16 protein-coding genes and 1 pseudogene are annotated in these 18,998 nt (G+C 41.1%); 15 read left to right on the top strand and 2 right to left on the bottom strand.

Features of this window, described 5'->3' with window-relative positions:
- The first annotated feature begins 111 nt into the window (after nt 1-111).
- The 15 genes from ybaK to HYG93_RS14210 all read left to right on the top strand — a co-directional run bounded on the left by ybaK (nt 112) and on the right by HYG93_RS14210 (nt 18,448).
- Entirely contained in the window at nt 112-579 is a 468-nt protein-coding gene (gene ybaK, locus HYG93_RS14280; RefSeq protein WP_120366008.1) for a Cys-tRNA(Pro) deacylase, read from the top strand.
- A 445-nt stretch (nt 580-1,024) separates the two neighbouring features.
- The gene (locus HYG93_RS14275) at nt 1,025-2,848 is read left to right on the top strand and encodes an IucA/IucC family siderophore biosynthesis protein (RefSeq protein WP_120366007.1); all 1,824 of its coding nucleotides are present in this window, start codon (nt 1,025-1,027) and stop codon (nt 2,846-2,848) included.
- Nucleotides 2,841-4,301 (top strand): lysine N(6)-hydroxylase/L-ornithine N(5)-oxygenase family protein, encoded by a 1,461-nt coding sequence (locus HYG93_RS14270; protein WP_120366006.1) that lies wholly within the window; start codon nt 2,841-2,843, stop codon nt 4,299-4,301. The genes HYG93_RS14275 and HYG93_RS14270 overlap by 8 nt, the downstream gene beginning before the upstream one ends.
- Nucleotides 4,298-6,166, top strand: coding sequence for an IucA/IucC family siderophore biosynthesis protein (locus HYG93_RS14265; protein ID WP_120366005.1), 1,869 nt, complete (start codon nt 4,298-4,300; stop codon nt 6,164-6,166). The genes HYG93_RS14270 and HYG93_RS14265 overlap by 4 nt, the downstream gene beginning before the upstream one ends.
- Before the next feature lie 29 nt (nt 6,167-6,195).
- Nucleotides 6,196-6,840, top strand: a complete 645-nt coding sequence (locus HYG93_RS14260; protein ID WP_117006728.1) for a GNAT family N-acetyltransferase — start codon at nt 6,196-6,198, stop codon at nt 6,838-6,840.
- On the top strand, nt 6,837-7,211 hold the full coding sequence (locus HYG93_RS14255) for a hypothetical protein (protein WP_106984973.1): 375 nt from the start codon (nt 6,837-6,839) through the stop codon (nt 7,209-7,211). The genes HYG93_RS14260 and HYG93_RS14255 overlap by 4 nt, the downstream gene beginning before the upstream one ends.
- A complete protein-coding gene (locus tag HYG93_RS14250) occupies nt 7,184-8,491 on the top strand; it encodes an MFS transporter (RefSeq protein ID WP_372659060.1) in 1,308 nt (435 codons plus the stop codon). Before HYG93_RS14255 ends, HYG93_RS14250 begins: the two co-directional genes overlap by 28 nt.
- Nucleotides 8,488-10,734: a TonB-dependent receptor gene (locus HYG93_RS14245; protein WP_120366003.1), complete on the top strand. Its 2,247-nt coding sequence runs from the start codon at nt 8,488-8,490 to the stop codon at nt 10,732-10,734. Before HYG93_RS14250 ends, HYG93_RS14245 begins: the two co-directional genes overlap by 4 nt.
- A 101-nt stretch (nt 10,735-10,835) precedes the next feature.
- Nucleotides 10,836-12,131 (top strand): MFS transporter, encoded by a 1,296-nt coding sequence (locus HYG93_RS14240; RefSeq protein WP_120366016.1) that lies wholly within the window; start codon nt 10,836-10,838, stop codon nt 12,129-12,131.
- Nucleotides 12,132-12,590: 459 nt separating this feature from the next.
- Nucleotides 12,591-14,678 (top strand): bifunctional mannitol-1-phosphate dehydrogenase/phosphatase, encoded by a 2,088-nt coding sequence (gene mtlD / locus HYG93_RS14235; protein ID WP_106984977.1) that lies wholly within the window; start codon nt 12,591-12,593, stop codon nt 14,676-14,678.
- Nucleotides 14,679-14,867: 189 nt separating this feature from the next.
- Nucleotides 14,868-15,494, top strand: coding sequence for a 2'-5' RNA ligase family protein (locus HYG93_RS14230; RefSeq protein ID WP_227865774.1), 627 nt, complete (start codon nt 14,868-14,870; stop codon nt 15,492-15,494).
- Nucleotides 15,491-16,015, top strand: a complete 525-nt coding sequence (gene cobU, locus HYG93_RS14225) for a bifunctional adenosylcobinamide kinase/adenosylcobinamide-phosphate guanylyltransferase (RefSeq protein WP_106984979.1) — start codon at nt 15,491-15,493, stop codon at nt 16,013-16,015. The genes HYG93_RS14230 and cobU overlap by 4 nt, the downstream gene beginning before the upstream one ends.
- On the top strand, nt 16,012-17,064 hold the full coding sequence (gene cobT, locus HYG93_RS14220) for a nicotinate-nucleotide--dimethylbenzimidazole phosphoribosyltransferase (RefSeq protein WP_117006732.1): 1,053 nt from the start codon (nt 16,012-16,014) through the stop codon (nt 17,062-17,064). Before cobU ends, cobT begins: the two co-directional genes overlap by 4 nt.
- The gene (locus tag HYG93_RS14215; RefSeq protein WP_218646832.1) at nt 17,064-17,696 is read left to right on the top strand and encodes a histidine phosphatase family protein; all 633 of its coding nucleotides are present in this window, start codon (nt 17,064-17,066) and stop codon (nt 17,694-17,696) included. The genes cobT and HYG93_RS14215 overlap by 1 nt, the downstream gene beginning before the upstream one ends.
- 5 nt (nt 17,697-17,701) lie before the next feature.
- Nucleotides 17,702-18,448: an adenosylcobinamide-GDP ribazoletransferase gene (locus HYG93_RS14210; protein ID WP_120366002.1), complete on the top strand. Its 747-nt coding sequence runs from the start codon at nt 17,702-17,704 to the stop codon at nt 18,446-18,448.
- Nucleotides 18,449-18,542: 94 nt separating this feature from the next.
- Here the strand turns inward: HYG93_RS14210 and HYG93_RS19495 are convergent.
- Together HYG93_RS19495 and HYG93_RS14205 are read right to left on the bottom strand one after the other, a co-directional pair.
- Nucleotides 18,543-18,749, bottom strand: a pseudogene (locus HYG93_RS19495) (transporter); the annotation flags it as partial.
- A gap of 63 nt (nt 18,750-18,812) precedes the next feature.
- Nucleotides 18,813-18,998, bottom strand: a 186-nt coding sequence (locus tag HYG93_RS14205; protein ID WP_139791357.1) for an integrase core domain-containing protein, incomplete at its 5' end; no start/stop codon positions are given.

Below are 18,998 nucleotides of genomic sequence, written 5' to 3'. Positions count from 1 at the left end.
ATACACAAGTATGGGTTTTATGTTTTTTGAATAGGTTTAGATTCGGATCAGTCATTGTATGGAAGATGTATCGGCATATAATAAGGGCCTGTTTAAAGCATCAGAATATCTATGACTCCAGCAAGTAAATTACTAAAAGCACAAAAAATTGAATTTTCTATTCATGAATATGAACATGATCCAGATGCGAAAAGCTTTGGTTTAGAAGCTGCAGAAAAGCTTGGTTTACAGGTAGAAGAAGTGTTTAAAACGCTTATGGTTACCGATGAAAAAAACTATTTTGTGGCTGTGTTACCTGTGAATCATCAACTGAACTTAAAAAAAGTGGCTTCGGCTTTTGGCTGTAAAAAGCTTAAAATGGCAGACCCTAAAGATGCTGAACGACTCACGGGTTATTTGGTCGGGGGGATTAGTCCTGTTGGGCAAAAGAAAAGACTAAAAACAGTGATTGATGCAAGTGCTGAAACATTAGCTAAAATTTATGTGAGTGGCGGGAAGCGTGGTTTAGACATTGGCTTAAAACCGCAAGATTTAGCCAAAGTGTTGGGTGCAGACTTTGTCGATGTTTTAGATCAATAACAGCTTTATTCTCATACTTATGATATGCCGAGCACAATATGAACAATATTGTGCTTTTTTATATGTGCCTTATTTTATTTCAATAAAAATATAATTATTACATTTGGATTGGATTTTTTTTGTGGTTGATTATTGATTGGTTTTACAAGTGTAAAAATGATAAAAACAATTGCAAATGAGAATATTATCATTTAGTCCCATGCCAATATTTTTAATACTTTTCAGCAGAAATATTCATATTAAAAAATAAGTAAAGAAAAAACAGATTATTACACCCAAAAATCGTATTTGTTAGCAAAAGTTCACAAAAGTGCAAATGTCAATAATAATGATTATCATTAGTATGTTTTCAGCGTTGGCCAGCGTAGTCACAAAATTTGTGCATAAAAGAAACATAAATATATGAAAGGCTCAAATTGAGTTTTAAATCAGAGGATATGGTCAGATGAAAGCGCTTGCTAGTCGCTTGGCGATGCAGCATCTTGTCAATGCATACTCACAAGAAACGGGTAAATCGACTTTACTCGAGAAGTATCAACAAAATTCATCTCAACTAACGTTTAGCCAAGGCTTGACGTTATTAGTATTGCCTTTGGATGCAATACAGTCTCAGCTGTTGGTGCCGCTTTCCTACGTGAGTACAGTAGGACGTCATCGTATAGCAACGTTGCCCAAAGTAAGAAGTAAAGGCCAGTTTAAAAATATGAGCTGTGTGGCTATGGTGGCCTTACTGTTAGAAGAGCTCGTAATGACATCACCTGCGAGTGATGAGCAAGAAGAAGCTCGTACATATCAAACAACACGTTTAGATCCTGCATCATTGTTGGAGCGTTGGATTGAAAGTCGGGATGCGCTCACACAGTTTTTAAGCCTTCGCCAGCATGAATTTGACGATTTTATTCAGCTCGAACAAAGTTTTATAGAAACTGAGCAAGCCTTAATTTTAGGCCATAGCATGCATCCTGCACCCAAGAGCAGAGTAGGTTTTGTGCATGAAGACTGGACGAACTTTTCACCAGAAGCCAAGTCACAGACCCCAATGCATTATTGGTTGGTCGCACCAGACTATATTGCAGAAGGAAATTCCCTCAATACGCCTATTTCGCGTGAATTGAAACAGCACTTATCTAAACATTTACGTGATACAGATGATGCGTGCTTAGAAAAATATCCACATTATAAATTATTGCCCTTACATCCTTGGCAAGCACGCTATTTGCAGTGTAAGCCGTGGTTTAAGCAATTAAAGGCGCAAGATCAAATCATCGATTTAGGTGAGCGTGCTTGGGCATTTTCACCGACAACTTCAGTACGAACTTTGGCAAGTTTTGATGCGCCTTGGATGTTGAAGCCATCGTTATCTGTCATGATTACCAACTCGATCCGCGTGAATTTAGCCAAAGAATGCTACCGGGGCGAAATGACACATCAACTATGGCACAGTACTTTAGGGCAGAAAATATTAGCGCAATGCCCAACTTTAAAAGCATTGAATGATCCAGCTTGGATTGCACTAAAACAGCAAGATGAAATCATCAATGAAACGATCTGCATTTTTAGAGATCAGCCCTTTGATAAGACGCAACAAGTAAGCTGTATTGCATCCTTATGTCAGGATCATCCAAGCCAAGCACAAAATCGTTTTGACACGTTATTTGCCTATTTGCATCAGCAAAATCCAGCACAAGATCGAGGCCAAATTGCGCTGTATTGGTTCCAAAAGTTTCTTGATATTTCTTTAAAGCCGTTGATGCATGTGTATCACCAATATGGCATGGCATTTGAGTCGCATCAGCAAAATGTGTTACTTGAACTGGAACATGGCTTACCTAAATATTTGTGGCTTCGCGACAATCAAGGTTTTTATTACATTCAAGAGCGGGCAACGGAAGTACTATCGCTATTTCCAGATTTAGCCGATAAGGCCCACGCTGTAGGCTCGCAAGAATTTGTAGATGAACGTTTTAGTTATTATTTCTTTGGTAATACATTATTTGGTTTGATTAATGCCATTGGTGCAACGGGGTGGATTAAGGAACAACAGCTATTAGGTGAATTACAGCAGCGATTATTGGTTTTATTTGCGCAATATCCTGAAAGTAGCCTATTACATGCTTTGCTCTACCAAGAGACTCTACCGTATAAAGCGAATCTTTTAACGCGTTTACATGAGCTTGATGAGCTCATTGCACCTGTAGAACAACAGTCGGTGTATGTTCAATTGAACAATCCTTTGCAACTTAAACAAAAGGATGCGCGCTATGCTTGATTTTATAGGAATTGGATTAGGGCCCTTTAATTTAAGTTTGGCCAGCTTATTACAAGATAAAACCAATTTGAAATATCGCTTTTTTGAACAAAAAGCGCAGTTTGATTGGCATGCGGGGATGCAGTTACCAGATACCGTTTTGCAAGTGCCATTTATGGCCGATTTGGTGTCGATGGTTGATCCGACCAGTCCTTATAGTTTTTTAAATTATTTAAAAGCACAACAACGTTTATATAAGTTTTATTTTCTTGAACGTTCGCAAATTCCACGACGTGAATATAACCATTATTGCCAATGGGTCGCAGATCAGCTCAGCAATATTCAATATCAATCGATTGTCAAAGCTATTTATGCCAAAGAGCATGGTTTTGAAGTTGTGGTCGAGCAAGATGGTGTATTACAACATTTTCTATGCCGTCATTTGGTGATTGGTTCAGGGAATGTACCTCATTTACCTTTGTGCTTACAGAGCTTGCAACAACAGTATCCTGAACAATGTTTACACTCAGCTTCTTACCTCATCCAGAGTGGTCAGCAGCGTAGTGGTAATGTGGTGGTGTTGGGTTCAGGCCAATCTGCTGCCGAAGTTTTTATGGACTTGTTTGATCAGCAGCATGCGCAAGAGCGTCAGCCAGGATCTACTCGTCAAGCATTGCCTTATAAGTTGCACTGGCTTACACGGTCTAATGGTTTTTTCCCAATGGAATATGCACCGCTTGGTTTGGAGCACTTTAGTCCAGATTATACCGAGCATTTTTATCAACTCAGTGCAGCGCAAAAAGCGGATCAATTGAAACAACAAGCATTGTTGTATAAGGGCATTAGTGCACAAACGATTCGTGAAATTTACCAAAAACTGTATCACCGCAGTATTGGTACACGAGAGCAAATGACGTACTTACATGCGCAATCACATTTAAAGTATGCAGAGTATGTGCAGGGCAAAATTCAATTGCATTTCCAACATACCGTCACAGAGCAACAGTTTGTTTTACAGGCTGATTGTGTTGTAGCAGCAACAGGTTATGTCAGTCCAGAATTTGAATTTTTAAGATACCTAAAACCCTTAATTCATACCGATGAACAAGGGCGTTGGAAAGTGCATCGTGACTACCGGTTGTCACATGATGCTCTAGGCGAAATTTACGTACAAAACCAAGAGTTGCATACACATGGTGTGGGTACACCCGACTTAGGTTTAGGTGCATGTCGCGCGGCCCATATTGCCAATCAATTAGTAGGATATGAGCTGTATGAAATGAGCGACCAAGCTCAGTGTTTTCAGCACTTTCGGCCTGAAAAAAACCCAGAGTTAAGTCTGGTGTCTACAGCGCATCAAACGGTGCAGATGCAGGAGCAATTTTGCATTCAAAAGTTGAACGATCAGACACAAAGCTTTGAATTAAAAGGGCTAAAAACACAGAAAAATAATGTATTTGAGTATATATCATGAAATTTGCAAAGTTACAGATTGGTCAAAAAGAGTGGCGCCGTGCAGGCCAGCAATTAATAGAAATGGCGATTGCTGAATTTTTATATGAAGAAATGATGAGCGTCACGAAAATAGCACCAAGGACCTACCATTTGGTGTTAAACGGACAGGTTTATCAGTTTAAAGGTGAGCAATATTTGCTTGGGCATTGGCAGATTGAAACAGGTTCAGTTCGCGAGTTTTCAATCAATCAACCAGATGATCCTGATTTAAATACTGAGCCAGCATGGAATTTACATGCATTTATACAGGCTTTTGCCATTCAAGCGAATGTAAAGCCGTTTACTCAAGCCTATTTAATGAAAGAGATGAACAATACGTGGTTGGCAGAAGCGCATGTGATGCTTGAGCACCGTCTGCCAAGTACAGCGGTACTCACAGAGCCTCACTATAAAATTGAAGGTATGCTGCGCGGTCACCCTTGGTTAATTATGAGTAAGGGGCGTATGGGCTTTGGTTATGATGACTATGTGACCAGTGCCCCCGAGCTTTCACCACAAGTTAAAGTGCTGTGGTTGGCGGTTCACCGTGATTTAGCACAGTTTCGTGCAACAGCAGAATGGCAAGCCAGTCGTTTATATGAATATGAGTTGAGTGCATCTGAACGAAATCATTTTGAAGAGATCTTATTTCAGCGTGGTTTATCGACAGCAGATTATTTCCCCATTCCAGTACATGCATGGCAATGGCACCAATGGTTGGTGGCGACTTATGCTCATGAAATCGTGTCACAGCGCATAATTGAGTTGGATATTGGGCAAGACCAATATGTTCCGATGCAATCCATTCGAACTTTATGCAATATCAGTCAGCCTCAACGTCACTACGTCAAACTCCCTGTCAGTATTTTAAATACGGCGGTTTATCGTGGCTTACCATCGAAACGTAATTTAGCTGCGCCAGCACTCACGGCATGGTTAAAGCAAATTCAGCAACAAGATCCTGATTTAAAAGCTTCTGGTGTAGAGTTCTTGGGCGAAATTGCCACATTGACCATACAGCAGCCTTGCTATGACCAAATTGAAGGCGCGCCATATCAATTTAAAGAGTTATTTGGTTGTTTGTGGCGCGAAAGTGTAGACCCGTGCATTGGCGTAGGTCAGTCTGCGCTGTCTCAAGCTGCGCTTTTGCATCGTGATGCCAATGGTGAATCTATTTTAAAAGTGTTAATTGACGCTTCAGGTTTAAGTCCATTGCAATGGTTAAAGCGCTTTGCTGAAGTCAGTGTTCATCCATTGCTAATTTGTCTTTATAAATATGGTTTGGCTTTTTCACCACATGGTGAAAATACCATGCTGATTCACCGTCAGGGTGTACCTGAAAAAATGGTACTCAAAGACTTTATTGATGATGTGAATCTGGTGGATGAAGATTTTGCCGAGCTGGCCAATTTACCTGCTGAAGCACAAATATTACTGCGCCATAGTGCCTTAGAACTCAGTCATTTTATCTTCACAGGGCTGTTTATGGTGCATTACCGTTATATCTGTAATGTATTTTTGCAAGATTTTCCTTCGCACAGCGAACTTGAGTTTTGGCAAACCATATCTGATGTGATTGCTGCATTTCATCAGGCGCACCCTGAATGGGTTGAACGTATTGAAAAATTTGCAATGTTTAGACCTGAATACGACAAAATTTGCCTCAATCGCGTGCGTTTATTTACCACCAGTTATAACGATGAGGCAAAACGCCCAGTTCCAGTTTTTCTAGACCCAATTGCAAATCCTGTAAGCCCACAAACATTAGCGCAGTGGGCAACACAGATTACATCGAATAAAGCTCAACCATCTGTGTCTGCAAAGCAACAGCCAGCTATTTCATAACATTTAAGACATTTTTTAGGACGAAAATAATGACTACTTTATCGCGTCAACTGCCTGATTTTTATGAATACCATGAGAATGAGACGCAATTCTATTTACGACAAATGCGATATCCAGAAGATATGGCTTTGGTACATAAATGGATGCATGAGCCGCATGTCATTCCACAGTGGCAACTGAACAAATCTGAACTTGAGCTACAGGTCTATTATGAAAAAGCCTTGGCGGATGATCATCACCGAATATTGATTGTTGGTGTGAATGGGCAGGATGTGGGCTATACCGAAATTTATGAAGGTAAGCGCGACCGCTTAGGGCGCTATTACGACGGGGATGACACAGATTTAGGCTGGCATTTGTTATTTGGTGAAAAGTCTGCATTTGGTCAGGGATATTTAAGACCCGTGATGCGAATGTTGGGTTTTTATATCTTTGAACATGCACCATCCACAAAAATTGTGGGTGAGCCAGACCATACGGTGAAACCTTATGCAGTTGTAGTAGAAGAGCTTTGTTATGAGGCACAGCGATTAATTCCAATGCCTGAAAAAACCGCCATGCTGTATTACTGCTTCAAAGATAAGTTCTATCAAAAATTTGGCGGTTATTTGACTGCATCTCAGCAAGCTCAAAAGAAGATACAGCCTGTAGCGCAGACTGAGGCCATGTTATGAGCTATGCCTCCACACATATCCAAATTATGGACATGCGCTTTTCAGCGCATGTTTCTACCGAAGAGTTTGAGCTATGGCTGAGTCAGGTAGAGCGCTTTTTTCTAAAGCAACAACATTTTGTTTTGGTCATGCAAACTGAGCCTGTGACTGAGTTTCCAGAGCAATATAGACAGCTACAAGCCACATGGTACAAGCGCTATAAGCAAGATTTTTTCCAATACTGTTTGGGATTGGTACGCATTGCACAAGATCCAGCAGATCAGCAACGTTTAAATGCACCGTCTTTACATGCAGCATGGCGTGTACCGTATTACGTCACTTTAGACCGTACAGATGCGTTGCAATGGGCTGTTCAGAGGTGGCTATGTTAAATGCAAAACAACAAGCAACAGGTCAGGGGCTTACAGCATTGAGCTTGGGTATTGTGATTGTGTTGTATTTGGCTCATGCGCTACCCCTGTATTTTTATAATGTGGCGTTGCCTGCAATCTTGAGGCACCAAGGTGTCGATTTACGTTGGATTGGCATGCTGTCTTTGCTGTATCTGCCGTGGGCCTTTAAGTTTTTTTGGGCGCCATATATAGATCGCTTTTATATTCAAAAATTAGGCAAACGAAAAACATGGTTGTTTGTGACCCAAATTGCCTTAGTTTTGGGTGTATTGGCCTTGGCCATGACGCAATTTTCCTATGGTTTAGGGGTATTTGTCATCGTTGGGCTATGGATCTCCAGCTTTGCTGCTACGCAAGACATTGCCATTGATGGTTATACCGTAGAAAGCTTTAAAGATGCCGATTACCGTTTTGGCAGTATGGCACAAAGTATTGGTGTTGCATTGGGGAGCATGATTGGTGGGGCTGCTACGCTTTGGCTGTATCAATACTATGGCTGGCAATATGCATTGACCAGTTTGGCTGTGTTGACGGCACTGACCATGCTAGCGATATTTTTTATACAAGAAAAATCTACAATATCGACAACTGCAGAAGCATTCGTTGACACCCGTCCTAGTTTAAAACGTGCTTTTAAACGCCCAGAAATATTGTGGGCTTTGGCCTTAATCTTGTGTTATCGCGTGGTAGAAGCACCAGCAATGGCCATGTTTAATCCGATGCTCATCGACCAACAATGGTCACTCTTACAAATTGGCGTATTGATGTCTGTGATTGGGGCGGGTGTGGGCTTGTTGGCGGCTGTCAGTGCTGCCTTCCTACTAAAAAAAATCCCCTCAACCCAATTACTCATTTGGGCTGCATGGTGTCGTACGGCGCTTTATGCCGTTATGGGCTTTGCCATTGTTTTAGGTTGGTTCCAGCAGTGGCATTTATTCTTGGCGCTTTGCGTTGTGCTGATGCTGGCCATTCGTTATATCGCCATGACAGCGCTGTATGCCTACTTCATGCAAAGCGCATCTAAAGCCCAAGCAGGCACAGATTTCACCATTTTAGTGTGCTTCGAATTGCTGGTGTATTTCATTGGCGGAGCTTTTTCAGGCTTTTTGGCCAAAGCACTTGGCTACGGTCATTTCTACTTGATATTGGCTCTTGGATCTGTGCTTAGCGTGCTACTGAGCCAACTCATAATTTCACAAATAAAAAAACACAAACTTCGTCAAAAAAATACTGTGTCACACAGTGAGGAAAACCCATGAAACGCTTTTTTGTTCCAATGCAATTGACCTGCTTGAGCCTTGCTGTATGTACACAGCTATATGCTGCCGACATCAACAGTACGGAAAATACCTCAACTGAGCCCTCAACCACTAAAATGGAAACCATCGTGGTAACTGCAACACGTTCAGCCAAAAATATTGCTGATATTGCAGGAACGGTTTATAGCATTCCACGTCAAGAAATTGAAAAACAATCGAATGCGGGTAAAAGCACCTCAGACATATTGGGCGTATTAATTCCATCTTTAACAGCAGGTTCAGGTACAACATCTAACTATGGGATGACCATGCGTGGCCGTGTCGTGCAATATATGATTGATGGCGTACCACAAACGGGTTATCGAGATTTATCACGTCAGTTAAACAGCATTAGCCCTGCCATGATTGAGCGTATTGAAGTGGTTTCAGGAGCCAGTAGTATTTATGGTTCGGGTGCAACTGGCGGTATTATTAATATTATTACGCGCCGTGGTGGTGATGAACCCTTAAGTTTTGAAACCAAATTAGGAGTGACTTCAGGCAATAATATTAAGTCTGATGCCATGGCTTATGAAGTTTCACAAGTGATGAATTTTAATCAGGGCGATGTGAAAGGGACTTTAGGTGCAAGCTATGCCAAGCGTGGTGAATTTCAAGACAGTCATGGTAAGCGAATTGGCCCTGAAGTTGCACAGACCGATCGCCAAGACACAGATACGCTAGATTTAAATGGTCGCGTGTCTTGGAAAATTGCTGATGGGCAAAATTTAAGTTTTGGTGCAAATTATTTTCATGATGAACAAGACAGTGAATATGGGCCAGATTATGGACCAAATTTAGCTGTTTTAATGGAAAGAAAGACACCGTCATTACATGCAGTCAAAGGCTTACAGCTGGATGAACAACCTCTAACAGAGCGTTATGGTTTTAATACGCAATACGAAAATCAAGACTTTTTGGGTCACCATTTAAATCTAGAAGCTTATTATCGTAATGAAGTTGCACGCTTTTATCCGTCTGTAAATGGTTTTGATCATCCTTCACTCAAAACCTATTTGGTGAGTCAGTCGGAAAGTGAAATGGAGGTATTGGGGGCACGTGTTGCCTTACAAAAAGACTTTGATGTCGCAAATAAAACATTAGGCCTTACTTATGGTGTGGACTATGAAAATGAAAAAGACAGTGCAACTTTTCGCCGTTATGACCTCAATACTTTCCAGCAAAGTAATGGCCTAAACTTTAAAGCACAGGGCAAATATGGTTTTGGGCCAGATGTTGAAACCAGTAAAATTGGTGCTTTCGTACAAGCTCAAATGGATGTAACAGACCGAATTGGTGTGCAAGCAGGCGTGCGTCAAGAATATGTAGAAAGTAAAGTTGCAGCTTCTACGCCGTATTCTGAACAAGTGGTCGCCAATGATGTGCCAGGCTATCAGGCCAAAACCCTCAATGGCGGTAAAATTGACCACGATGCAACCTTATTTAATTTGGGTGCGGTCTATCATTTAACAGACGAGCAACAGCTGTTTGCTAATTTTTCACAAGGGGCTAATTTACCCGATGTACAGCGTATGCTCCGTGATGTGCCTGCTGGTTTTGAGGTAAGCAACAAAAGTATTCAGCCAATTAAAGTCAATAGTTATGAAGTGGGATGGCGTAAACAGTCTGCAACAGGGTTAAATGCAGGGCTGTCGGCTTTTTATAATGACTCTAATAAATCGATTAAATTTGGACAGCCAAATTTTACCATTGATGTCGTTGATACGGATGAGCGCGTTTATGGCCTAGAAGGCAATATGAGTTATCAGTTACAGCCTGATTGGACAGTAGGGGGAACTCTGGCTTATACACGTGGCCAGTTTAAAAATACCACAGGTGCTTGGCAAGAACTGGACGCTATCCGTGTAGCTCCTTTAAAAGGGACAGTTTTTTCTGAATGGCAATTTGATCATGACATGAGCTTACGTGTGCAAGCACTTGCAGTAGGGGGTACAGATAAAGCGAAAAAAGATGCTGAAAAATATGGTTCACGTGCACCAGCAGAAATTAAAGGTTTTAGCACGATGGATGTGATTTTTAATACCAAAGCTGGGCCAGGTAACTTAGGCTTAGGTGTATATAACGTATGGAACAATGACTATAAATCTGTATATAGTCAGTCTGTATCTACGGTATATGGCCCAATTTCGAGCTTGCCTGCACAAGGGCGAACCTATGGTTTGAGTTATAGTTTGAAATATTAAAACTCACACAATCTTTCCGCTTTATGCAGTGCATCGTAAAAAGGTAGCGCAAGCTACCTTTTTTGCTTTATAAACATGTCAGCCGTATGAGTTATAAAACAATGAAGCAAAATAATAAGATTTTTATTGCCGCAAGCCTTGCCAATGGCGCAAGTTTTTCCATGATTTTACCCTTACTTGCACCACTGGTTCGTAAGTTACAGCTGTCGGAGCTTCAAGCGGGTGCCATGGTGTCGATAGGTGCGCTCCTCATGGCGTGTGCTGCAATTTATATCAGTAAAAATCAAACCAAGTTTTCAATTTATCAATTGCTGAGCATTGGTTTTATTGGCATGGCAGTCACGTGGGGACTGTTTAGTGGTGTGCTCATGTATGGGCTTACGGCGCAAATATCCGTAATGTTGCTATTTACCTTACTCATGTTGGCGCGCGCCAGTACAGGGGTATTTATGGCAATGCCACAAATTGCGCTACAAACCCATGTTATGACCAGTTATGAAGAAGAACAGCTACGTTCAAAAACCATGTCAAAATTTGGTGCGCTCAATAGCGTAGGTGTGGTATTTGGGCCATTTTTAACCACATTACTATTGGCATGGGGCATAATGACACCACTTTGGGCTGCTATTGCGATTTTGAGCATTATTAGTGTGGTGATTGTTGTGTTGTTTGATCAGCAAAAGCCAAAGGATGCCAGTTCAGAAAACTCAATCAGCCTTGAATCTAGTACTTTGGCTCAACAAGAGCATGCTCAACATAAAAAGAGCACAGATACAGATGAAATACAGCAAGATGGGCAAAACTTTAGTTTAAAGCGCTCAATGGCATGGCTGGTACTCGGGTTTAGTTTGTACTTGGCTATCGTTACGGTTAATTTAACTGCTGGCTTTTATATTCAAGATCATTTTAAAACCAGTGTTTTACAAGGTGCGACATATTTTTCACAGTGTTCTTTACTGGTTGGAATTTCGCTGGTCGTTATGCAAGTGCTGATTTCTAAGAAACTTAAATGGTCTGTATATACCTTACTTTGGGTGGGCTTGGTTGCAATGAGTATCGCTCTCTGGATATCTGTCAGCACAGAACATTTGAGAGTGTTCCAACTGGCTTATGTGCTTTATGGTGTGTCGGTAGCGTGTTTAATCCCTGCTTTTACTACAGGTGCTGCGCAAATTGCACCTAAACATCAGCAGGCTAAAGTGGCTAGTTGGTGTACGGCTACACAAGCTTTAAGTTTTGTAATCGGGCCAATTCTAAGCACTGGCTTATACCAATGGCACACGTCTTACCCATATTATTTTTTAATGCTGACGATGTTTGCACTCATGGTATTTTTTGCATTCAAGCAAATCAGTCCCGAAAAAAAGCTGAATTGGCCCGTTAAATTGACTAGTTAAATTTATCAATTTTTATGCTGGAACTTAAGTCTGCATAGTTACATCAATATTTATGTTTTAAGCCAATCACGATCAAGTAGCAAGCTATTGAGATTTGTCTGATTGGCTGATTCATGTTAAGTGAAGATTTGTTTTAGCCTATTTTTTTCGCGTTGATTCGTTATTTATACTGCTGAATATTGATCTCTTTTTATGTGCTTAAGCTGGAAAAACTGTAGAAGATAGAATTATTTTGACTGTACGGCTCCGATGTTATTTTGTGCTTATTCTCCATTTATCGCTTGTTGAGATTACATAAGCACATTAGAGCGCTAAAGAAAAAACAACAAAAAATAGTAAGCTTTAAATATTTTGGATCAAAAAATAATCAAATTTGTTTCCATATTTATATTTTAGCCTTTCTTGGTGCGAGCTCAGCTAGCATAGGTAGGTGCATTAATTTATAAATTAGGGGAATAAATGTTTAAATTTCATGGAAAAAATATTTTTGCTGCCATTTTTGATATGGATGGAACAATGTTTGATACTGAGCGGCTTCGGTTTCAAACATTGAAACAGGCATCTCAAGAACTGCATGGCGAGGCATTTTCAGATGCTTATTTAATGGCTTGTTTAGGGCTGAGTGCCAAAAGTGCAGAAGAATTGGCTCATCAAGAATATGGGGAATCAATTCCTTATGCAGACATTCGTCAAAGAGCTGATCAATTGGAATTGGAGTATGTTCGTACGAACGGTGTACCCATTAAATTAGGGTTGGTTCAAGTTTTAGAACGCTTACGTAAATCTGGCCTACGTATGGCGGTAGCCACATCTAGTCGCCGTGCAATTGCAGAAGAATATTTGATTAATGCAGGCGTATATAAATTTTTTGATGTGTTGGTTTGTGGAGATGAAGTACAGCAAGGTAAGCCACATCCAGAAATATTTTTGAAGGCGGCTGAGCAGTTAAATGTCGAAGCAAATGCAAGTCTAATGTTTGAAGACTCTGCCAATGGTATTCGTTCAGCGCGTCATGCAAACGGCATTACCATCTTATTAAAAGACATTAAGACACCGAATGCTGAAATGATGCGTAATGCAGATTTTTATTATGATGATATGTATGCGTTTTTTGATGATTTAGACCAATATGTCGATCATTTGTTGATGCCAGAATTACAAACGGCTTTCCCGCAAACCATTAATTTATTAAGCGTAGGCATCCATGGATTTGGGGCGATTGGTGGGGGCTATCTTGCGCAAGTTTTTTCACATTGGGATGGCTATACGCGGCCAAAGCGTATTTATGCGACCACACGTAATCCACTGTATCAATCTGCGGTAAATGCCTTTGGTGCATATAGTATTCGTTATGGTGAAATGTCTTATGATGAGCGAATTGATAATATACAAGTGATTGATGCTGGCAATCTTGAGCAGATGCAAGAGATGTATACGGAATCGACTATGGTGGCAGTATGTTTGCCTGAATCTGCCTTAGCTCAAGAAGCCAAAACCATTGCACAGGGGCTTATGGCGCGTCATGTTGCATTTGAACAACAAGAGCTTCCGCTGACGTTTTTAATTATTTTAAATAAAATTGGTGCGAAAGCGCTGTTCATGCAACTGGTTCATCGGGCGTTGCTAGACATTACCGATGCAGAGATTGCAAATAAGATTATGTGCCAGCATTATTTCTGCGATACGGTGGTGAATCGTATGGTGTCTAAGCTAAGTGATCAAAACCTATATCGCCAGCTTAAAATTAAACATGGCATTTTTCAGCAACAGCAAGTGGACGCTGAGGACGACGCACAACAGCATTGGGATGATGCGACGCAATTAACGCTCGAGCAAGAACAGCAAGCGACGACTTATATAGATCACTTACGCCGTAATTTACAACCCAGCCATGCATTACAAAATATGGATTTGATTCTATTTCATGCAGAACTCAATATGCCTTTATATGTCGAAAATAACAGTCCTTTGCTACGTAAAATGCGTCAAATGATTTTAGTGGACGACATACAAGACATTCAGCGCATTAAAAATCGTTTATGGAATGGTGTGCATGCGATGACTGCATGGTATGGCAGTGTATTGGGCTATGAAACCATTGGACTTGCGATGGCAGATGAGCGAGTCAGTTTGTTTTGCCAGTCACTGCTTAAAGAAGTGACAGCGGGTCTAAATAGCAGTATGCCAAATTATCATCATGATTTAGCAGAACTGGCTCAGGCATTTTTAAGGTCTTGCCAAAATGCATTTAAAGACCCATGTGCGCGTGTGGCACGAGATCCTTTACGTAAGCTCAGTGCGCAAGAGCGTGTACTCGGTTCATTGCAAACGAATCTTGAGTATGGTTTGCCCACAAGTGCTTTAGAACAAGGTGTTGTATTGGGTGCGATGTATGCCGTACAACAACTGCAATATTCCCAAGAAGATGTGCGGCTATTTTTACAAAAGCAGTTTGCTTTGATCGAGGCAGATCCAAAGCTGGTACAGCAAAGCTTTCATGCGATTGATAGCGTTTTACAGAACCAATTAGCGCAACATGATTTTTAGATTGATCATCTAAATTTACGGCTTTAGGCAAATAGAGTAAAAATGCAGACGATTTATGAACGATTGAGTGTGAGCTGAGAAATATTCAGCTTAAGATGAATATTGCTAATCCAATTGAGTGTGTTTAAGCATGGTTTTCATGCCTAAACATGGTTAAAGTAAGTCACCAATTTTTATTGTGAATTGTCTGTGTTTCTCCAGCCGAATATGCCTGTCATTGCGACGCTACAACAAGATTATCCTGAATGGCATTTAGGGCGCACAGAGTTTTCATTATGGTATCTTGAAATACATGCCCCAGCGCTTTTGGCGTATTTATCACAATTACGTCAGCAATTTGCCGATATATTATTACAACCCAATACGCGCCAATTTCATATTACGCTATATATTTGTGGGTTTTGGAACGCTCAGCACAGTGCGAGTGATAATTTTAGCGTACAACAATTACAAGAACATCAGCACCAATTACAACAATTGAAATTACAGAAATTTCGACTCAAAACTAGCCATATCAACAGCTTTGAAAGCGCATTATTTGTAGAAATTGAAGATCCAGATCAGGTCCTAACACAAATCCGGCAGGCGCTGAATCTCTGCTCTAATGAAATCGCACCTTTAGATTATTGTCCACATATTACTTTAGGTCTGTATGGGCATCAGTTAAATAGCAATGAAGTTTTAGCGCGAGTAGCAGAAGTGCCAAAGCAAAGCTTTGAATTTGAGGTGGATGCCTTAACATTTGGTACCTATCATGCCCAGCAATTACAAGCTGAGTTAATGGCTCAACACTATTTTCACTTAGGTTCTCTATGATTCAATTGATATTGGGTGGTGCACGCTCGGGTAAAAGCCGTCTAGCTGAACGTACTGCACAGCAAGCAAATAAAAGTGTGACTTATATAGCGACTGCGCAAGCATGGGATGATGAAATGGCTGAGCGTATTGCACATCATCAAGCACAGCGACCTTCAACTTGGCGGGTAGTTGAAGAGCCTTTGCAGTTGGCGGCCTGTTTGCAAACATTAGATCAAGCTGGACAAGTTATTTTGGTCGATTGTTTGACTTTATGGATGAGTAATTTGCTCATGCAAGATGAGCAAACGCAATGCCAAGTAGTCGAATGTCAAAAGTTATTAGATGTGCTACCGACCTTAAAATCGGACATTATTTTGGTGAGTAATGAAACCGGACTTGGTGTTGTGCCGATGGGGCAAATCAGCCGTAAGTTTGTTGATGAAACAGGGCGTTTGCACCAGCAATTGGGCCAAATTGCAGATAAAGTTGTATTTTGTGTGGCAGGTTTTCCCATGATTTTAAAAGGAGATAAAGAATGAGTTGGTGGTTAAGTGCATGTAAAGTGCCTAGTGAAAATGCAAAACAACAAGCAGAAGCAAGGCAGCTTCAATTAACCAAACCTACAGGTTCTTTATCTGAATTAGAACGCACGGCAGTGTTATTGGCAACGCTTCAAGATACAGCACAACCATCTATAGAACGACCATGGATTTGTATATTTGCAGGTGATCATGGCGTGATGGAAGAAAATATTTCAGCCTATCCACAAGCCGTTACTCGCCAAATGCTACAAAACTTCACATCTGGTGGCGCCTGCATTAGCGTGATTGCTAAAGAATACAATGCCAATTTACAGGTGATTGATTGTGGTTCTGTGGGTGAGGCTTACGACTATGCAGGAGTAGAGCGCCACTGCATTATGCAAGGCACGGCAAATTTTGCACATCAAGCTGCCATGACAGAAGAGCAGTGCGAACAGGCCATGCAATTGGGCTATCTGAGTGCCGAAAAAGCCTTTGCTACGCAGGCGTCTATTTATGTCGCGGGTGAGATGGGTATTGGGAATACGTGTTCTGCATCTGCTGTGGCGTGTTTTTTATTAAATGAATCTGCAGAAAAACTCACAGGTGTAGGCACAGGAATTCGTGCAGAGCAATTGGCGCATAAAAAACACGTGATCGATCAAGCTTTGGCATTACATCAAGAATATGTACAACAGGATGCATTTAAAGCTTTGGCTGCAGTGGGTGGCTTAGAAATTGCTGCGATGACAGGTGCATATATTCGTTGTGCACAATTAGGTCTGCCTATTGTCGTTGATGGCTTTATTAGTACAGTTTCGGCATTGGTTGCAGTACGTTTAAATCCACAAGTGCGTGAATGGATGCTATTTGGCCATCAATCTGCCGAATATGGCCACCGCCGTTTATTAGAGGAATTACAAGCTGAACCGTTATTAAAACTGAATTTACGTTTGGGTGAAGGCAGTGGTGCAGGTGCAGCACTTGGCCTAATTAAGCTGGCGTGCAGTTTGCATAATAACATGGCCACATTTGCAGAAGCTGCTGTCATCGGTGATAAGGTCTAATGTCAAGTCAGTCTGACATTGCAACTGATGTGCTGCATTTAGATGTGATGCGTCATGGTGAAACTGAGTTGAGCCACACTTTACGTGGCTCAACCGATGATGCGTTGACTGAAAATGGCTGGCAGCAGATGCAGCAAACACTACGCAATGCGATTGAGACGGGGCAAAGTTGGGATGTTGTTTTCAGCTCACCGCTACAGCGTTGTCAGCGTTTTGCACAGTCTGTTGCAAGGCAACTCAATTTAGATGTGCATTGCTTAGCACAATTGCAAGAAATGCATTTTGGCGACTGGGAAGGGCAAAGCACGCAGTTTTTATATGAAACTGTGCCTGATCAGCTGGAAAAATTTTGGTTGCAACCGACTGAATTTAGCCCGCCCAATGCAGAAACTTTGGCACAATTTGATGCACGTGTGACTCAAGCAATCGTGCAGATGATGGCTTATATGCAAGAAAACAAGCTCAAAAAGGCCTTGGTGATTAGCCATGGTGGCATCATTAAACTACTCAAATGTAAAGCGCTCAAGCTACCGATGAATGATTTATTGAAGATGACTGCAGAATTAGCACAGCTCAATCATTTTTGTGGTACACGTGCTACAGATTTGATGTATCTGCACATCGAGGAGTAGCCCTTATGATGCCATTTTGGATTGCACTCCAATTTCTGACCACATTTCCCGTACAGCTGAAAGCCATGCCAAGCAAACAGCAAAATGGGCAGTCGGTATTATTTTATCCGCTAATTGGATTTATCATTGGGGCAATACTCTGTGCTGTAGCCCTATTATTACAGGTTATTCCTGCCATATTATCGGCAAGTCTTATTTTAGTATTGTGGATCTGGCTAACAGGTGGCTTACATTTAGACGGATTGGCCGATACTGCCGATGCATGGGTAGGTGGCTTTGGTGATGCTGAACGCACACTGAAAATTATGAAAGACCCTGCATGCGGGCCGATTGGTGTGCTTAGCCTCATCATCATTAGCCTATTAAAATGGTCTGCGCTGTACGTATTAATCCAAAAGCAACTATATAGTGCTTTGCTACTATTTCCAGTTTTAGGCCGTTTGGCACCGATGTTTTTGTTTTTAAGCACAGACTATGTGCGCGAAAAAGGCTTGGGTAGCTCAATGGCTTCATATATCCCTAAAAAGCTAGCCATTACTATTATGGTCTTGCTTGTGCTGTCATCCTTATATTTTTCAGTTTTAGGTCTTGTTGCTGTTTTAGTCACAGCTTTTAGTTTGCTTTATTTGCGTCGTAAATTTAAGCAACGTATTGGTGGCATTACAGGGGATACTGTAGGCGCGAGCATTGAAATCTGTGAATGTGTCAGTCTATTGGCTTTCGTGCTGGGGAGCTATTATCTGCTGGCATAAAGTTTAAAGCTAATTAGGGCAAATTCATTCTGCATATATTAAAAAAGCCTCTGATGAACAGAGGCTTTTTTTTTGACACAAAACTTAAGCTTGATTAGAAGTTATAGCCAATATTTAGACCATAACCTACAGCATGGTTATTGCTAAAACGGCCAGCTTCAGTATGTGCACCTGTGACCGCATCTGCATCACCTAACCAGAAGTATTTAACACCTGCACCAATAAAGTAATTTTTTGCAGGGTTATAACGTACCCCTGTACCTACAGACCAGTAACCTTCAGTTGGTCCAAGAGTGGTTACAGAGAGGTGGTCCCACTTGTTTGAACAACTAAAAGCGTATTTATAAGTGATATTCCGCTCTAGTTAAGCCACCTTGTTTTGTTGGGGTAGCTGATCATAGTAAAACTCATTTGGTGTCATTTTGTCTAGACTCGAATGAGGTCGTTTCAAATTATAAAACTCAAAATATGCACTTAATTGCTTTTTCGCATCTGTGACACTGCTATAAGCTTTGAGATACACCTCTTCATATTTAACGCTCCGCCATAA

This window comes from Acinetobacter sp. SwsAc6, from assembly GCF_013391565.1.
Lineage (GTDB): Bacteria > Pseudomonadota > Gammaproteobacteria > Pseudomonadales > Moraxellaceae > Acinetobacter > Acinetobacter cumulans.
This window is presented reverse-complemented; position numbering and strand designations above follow the sequence as displayed.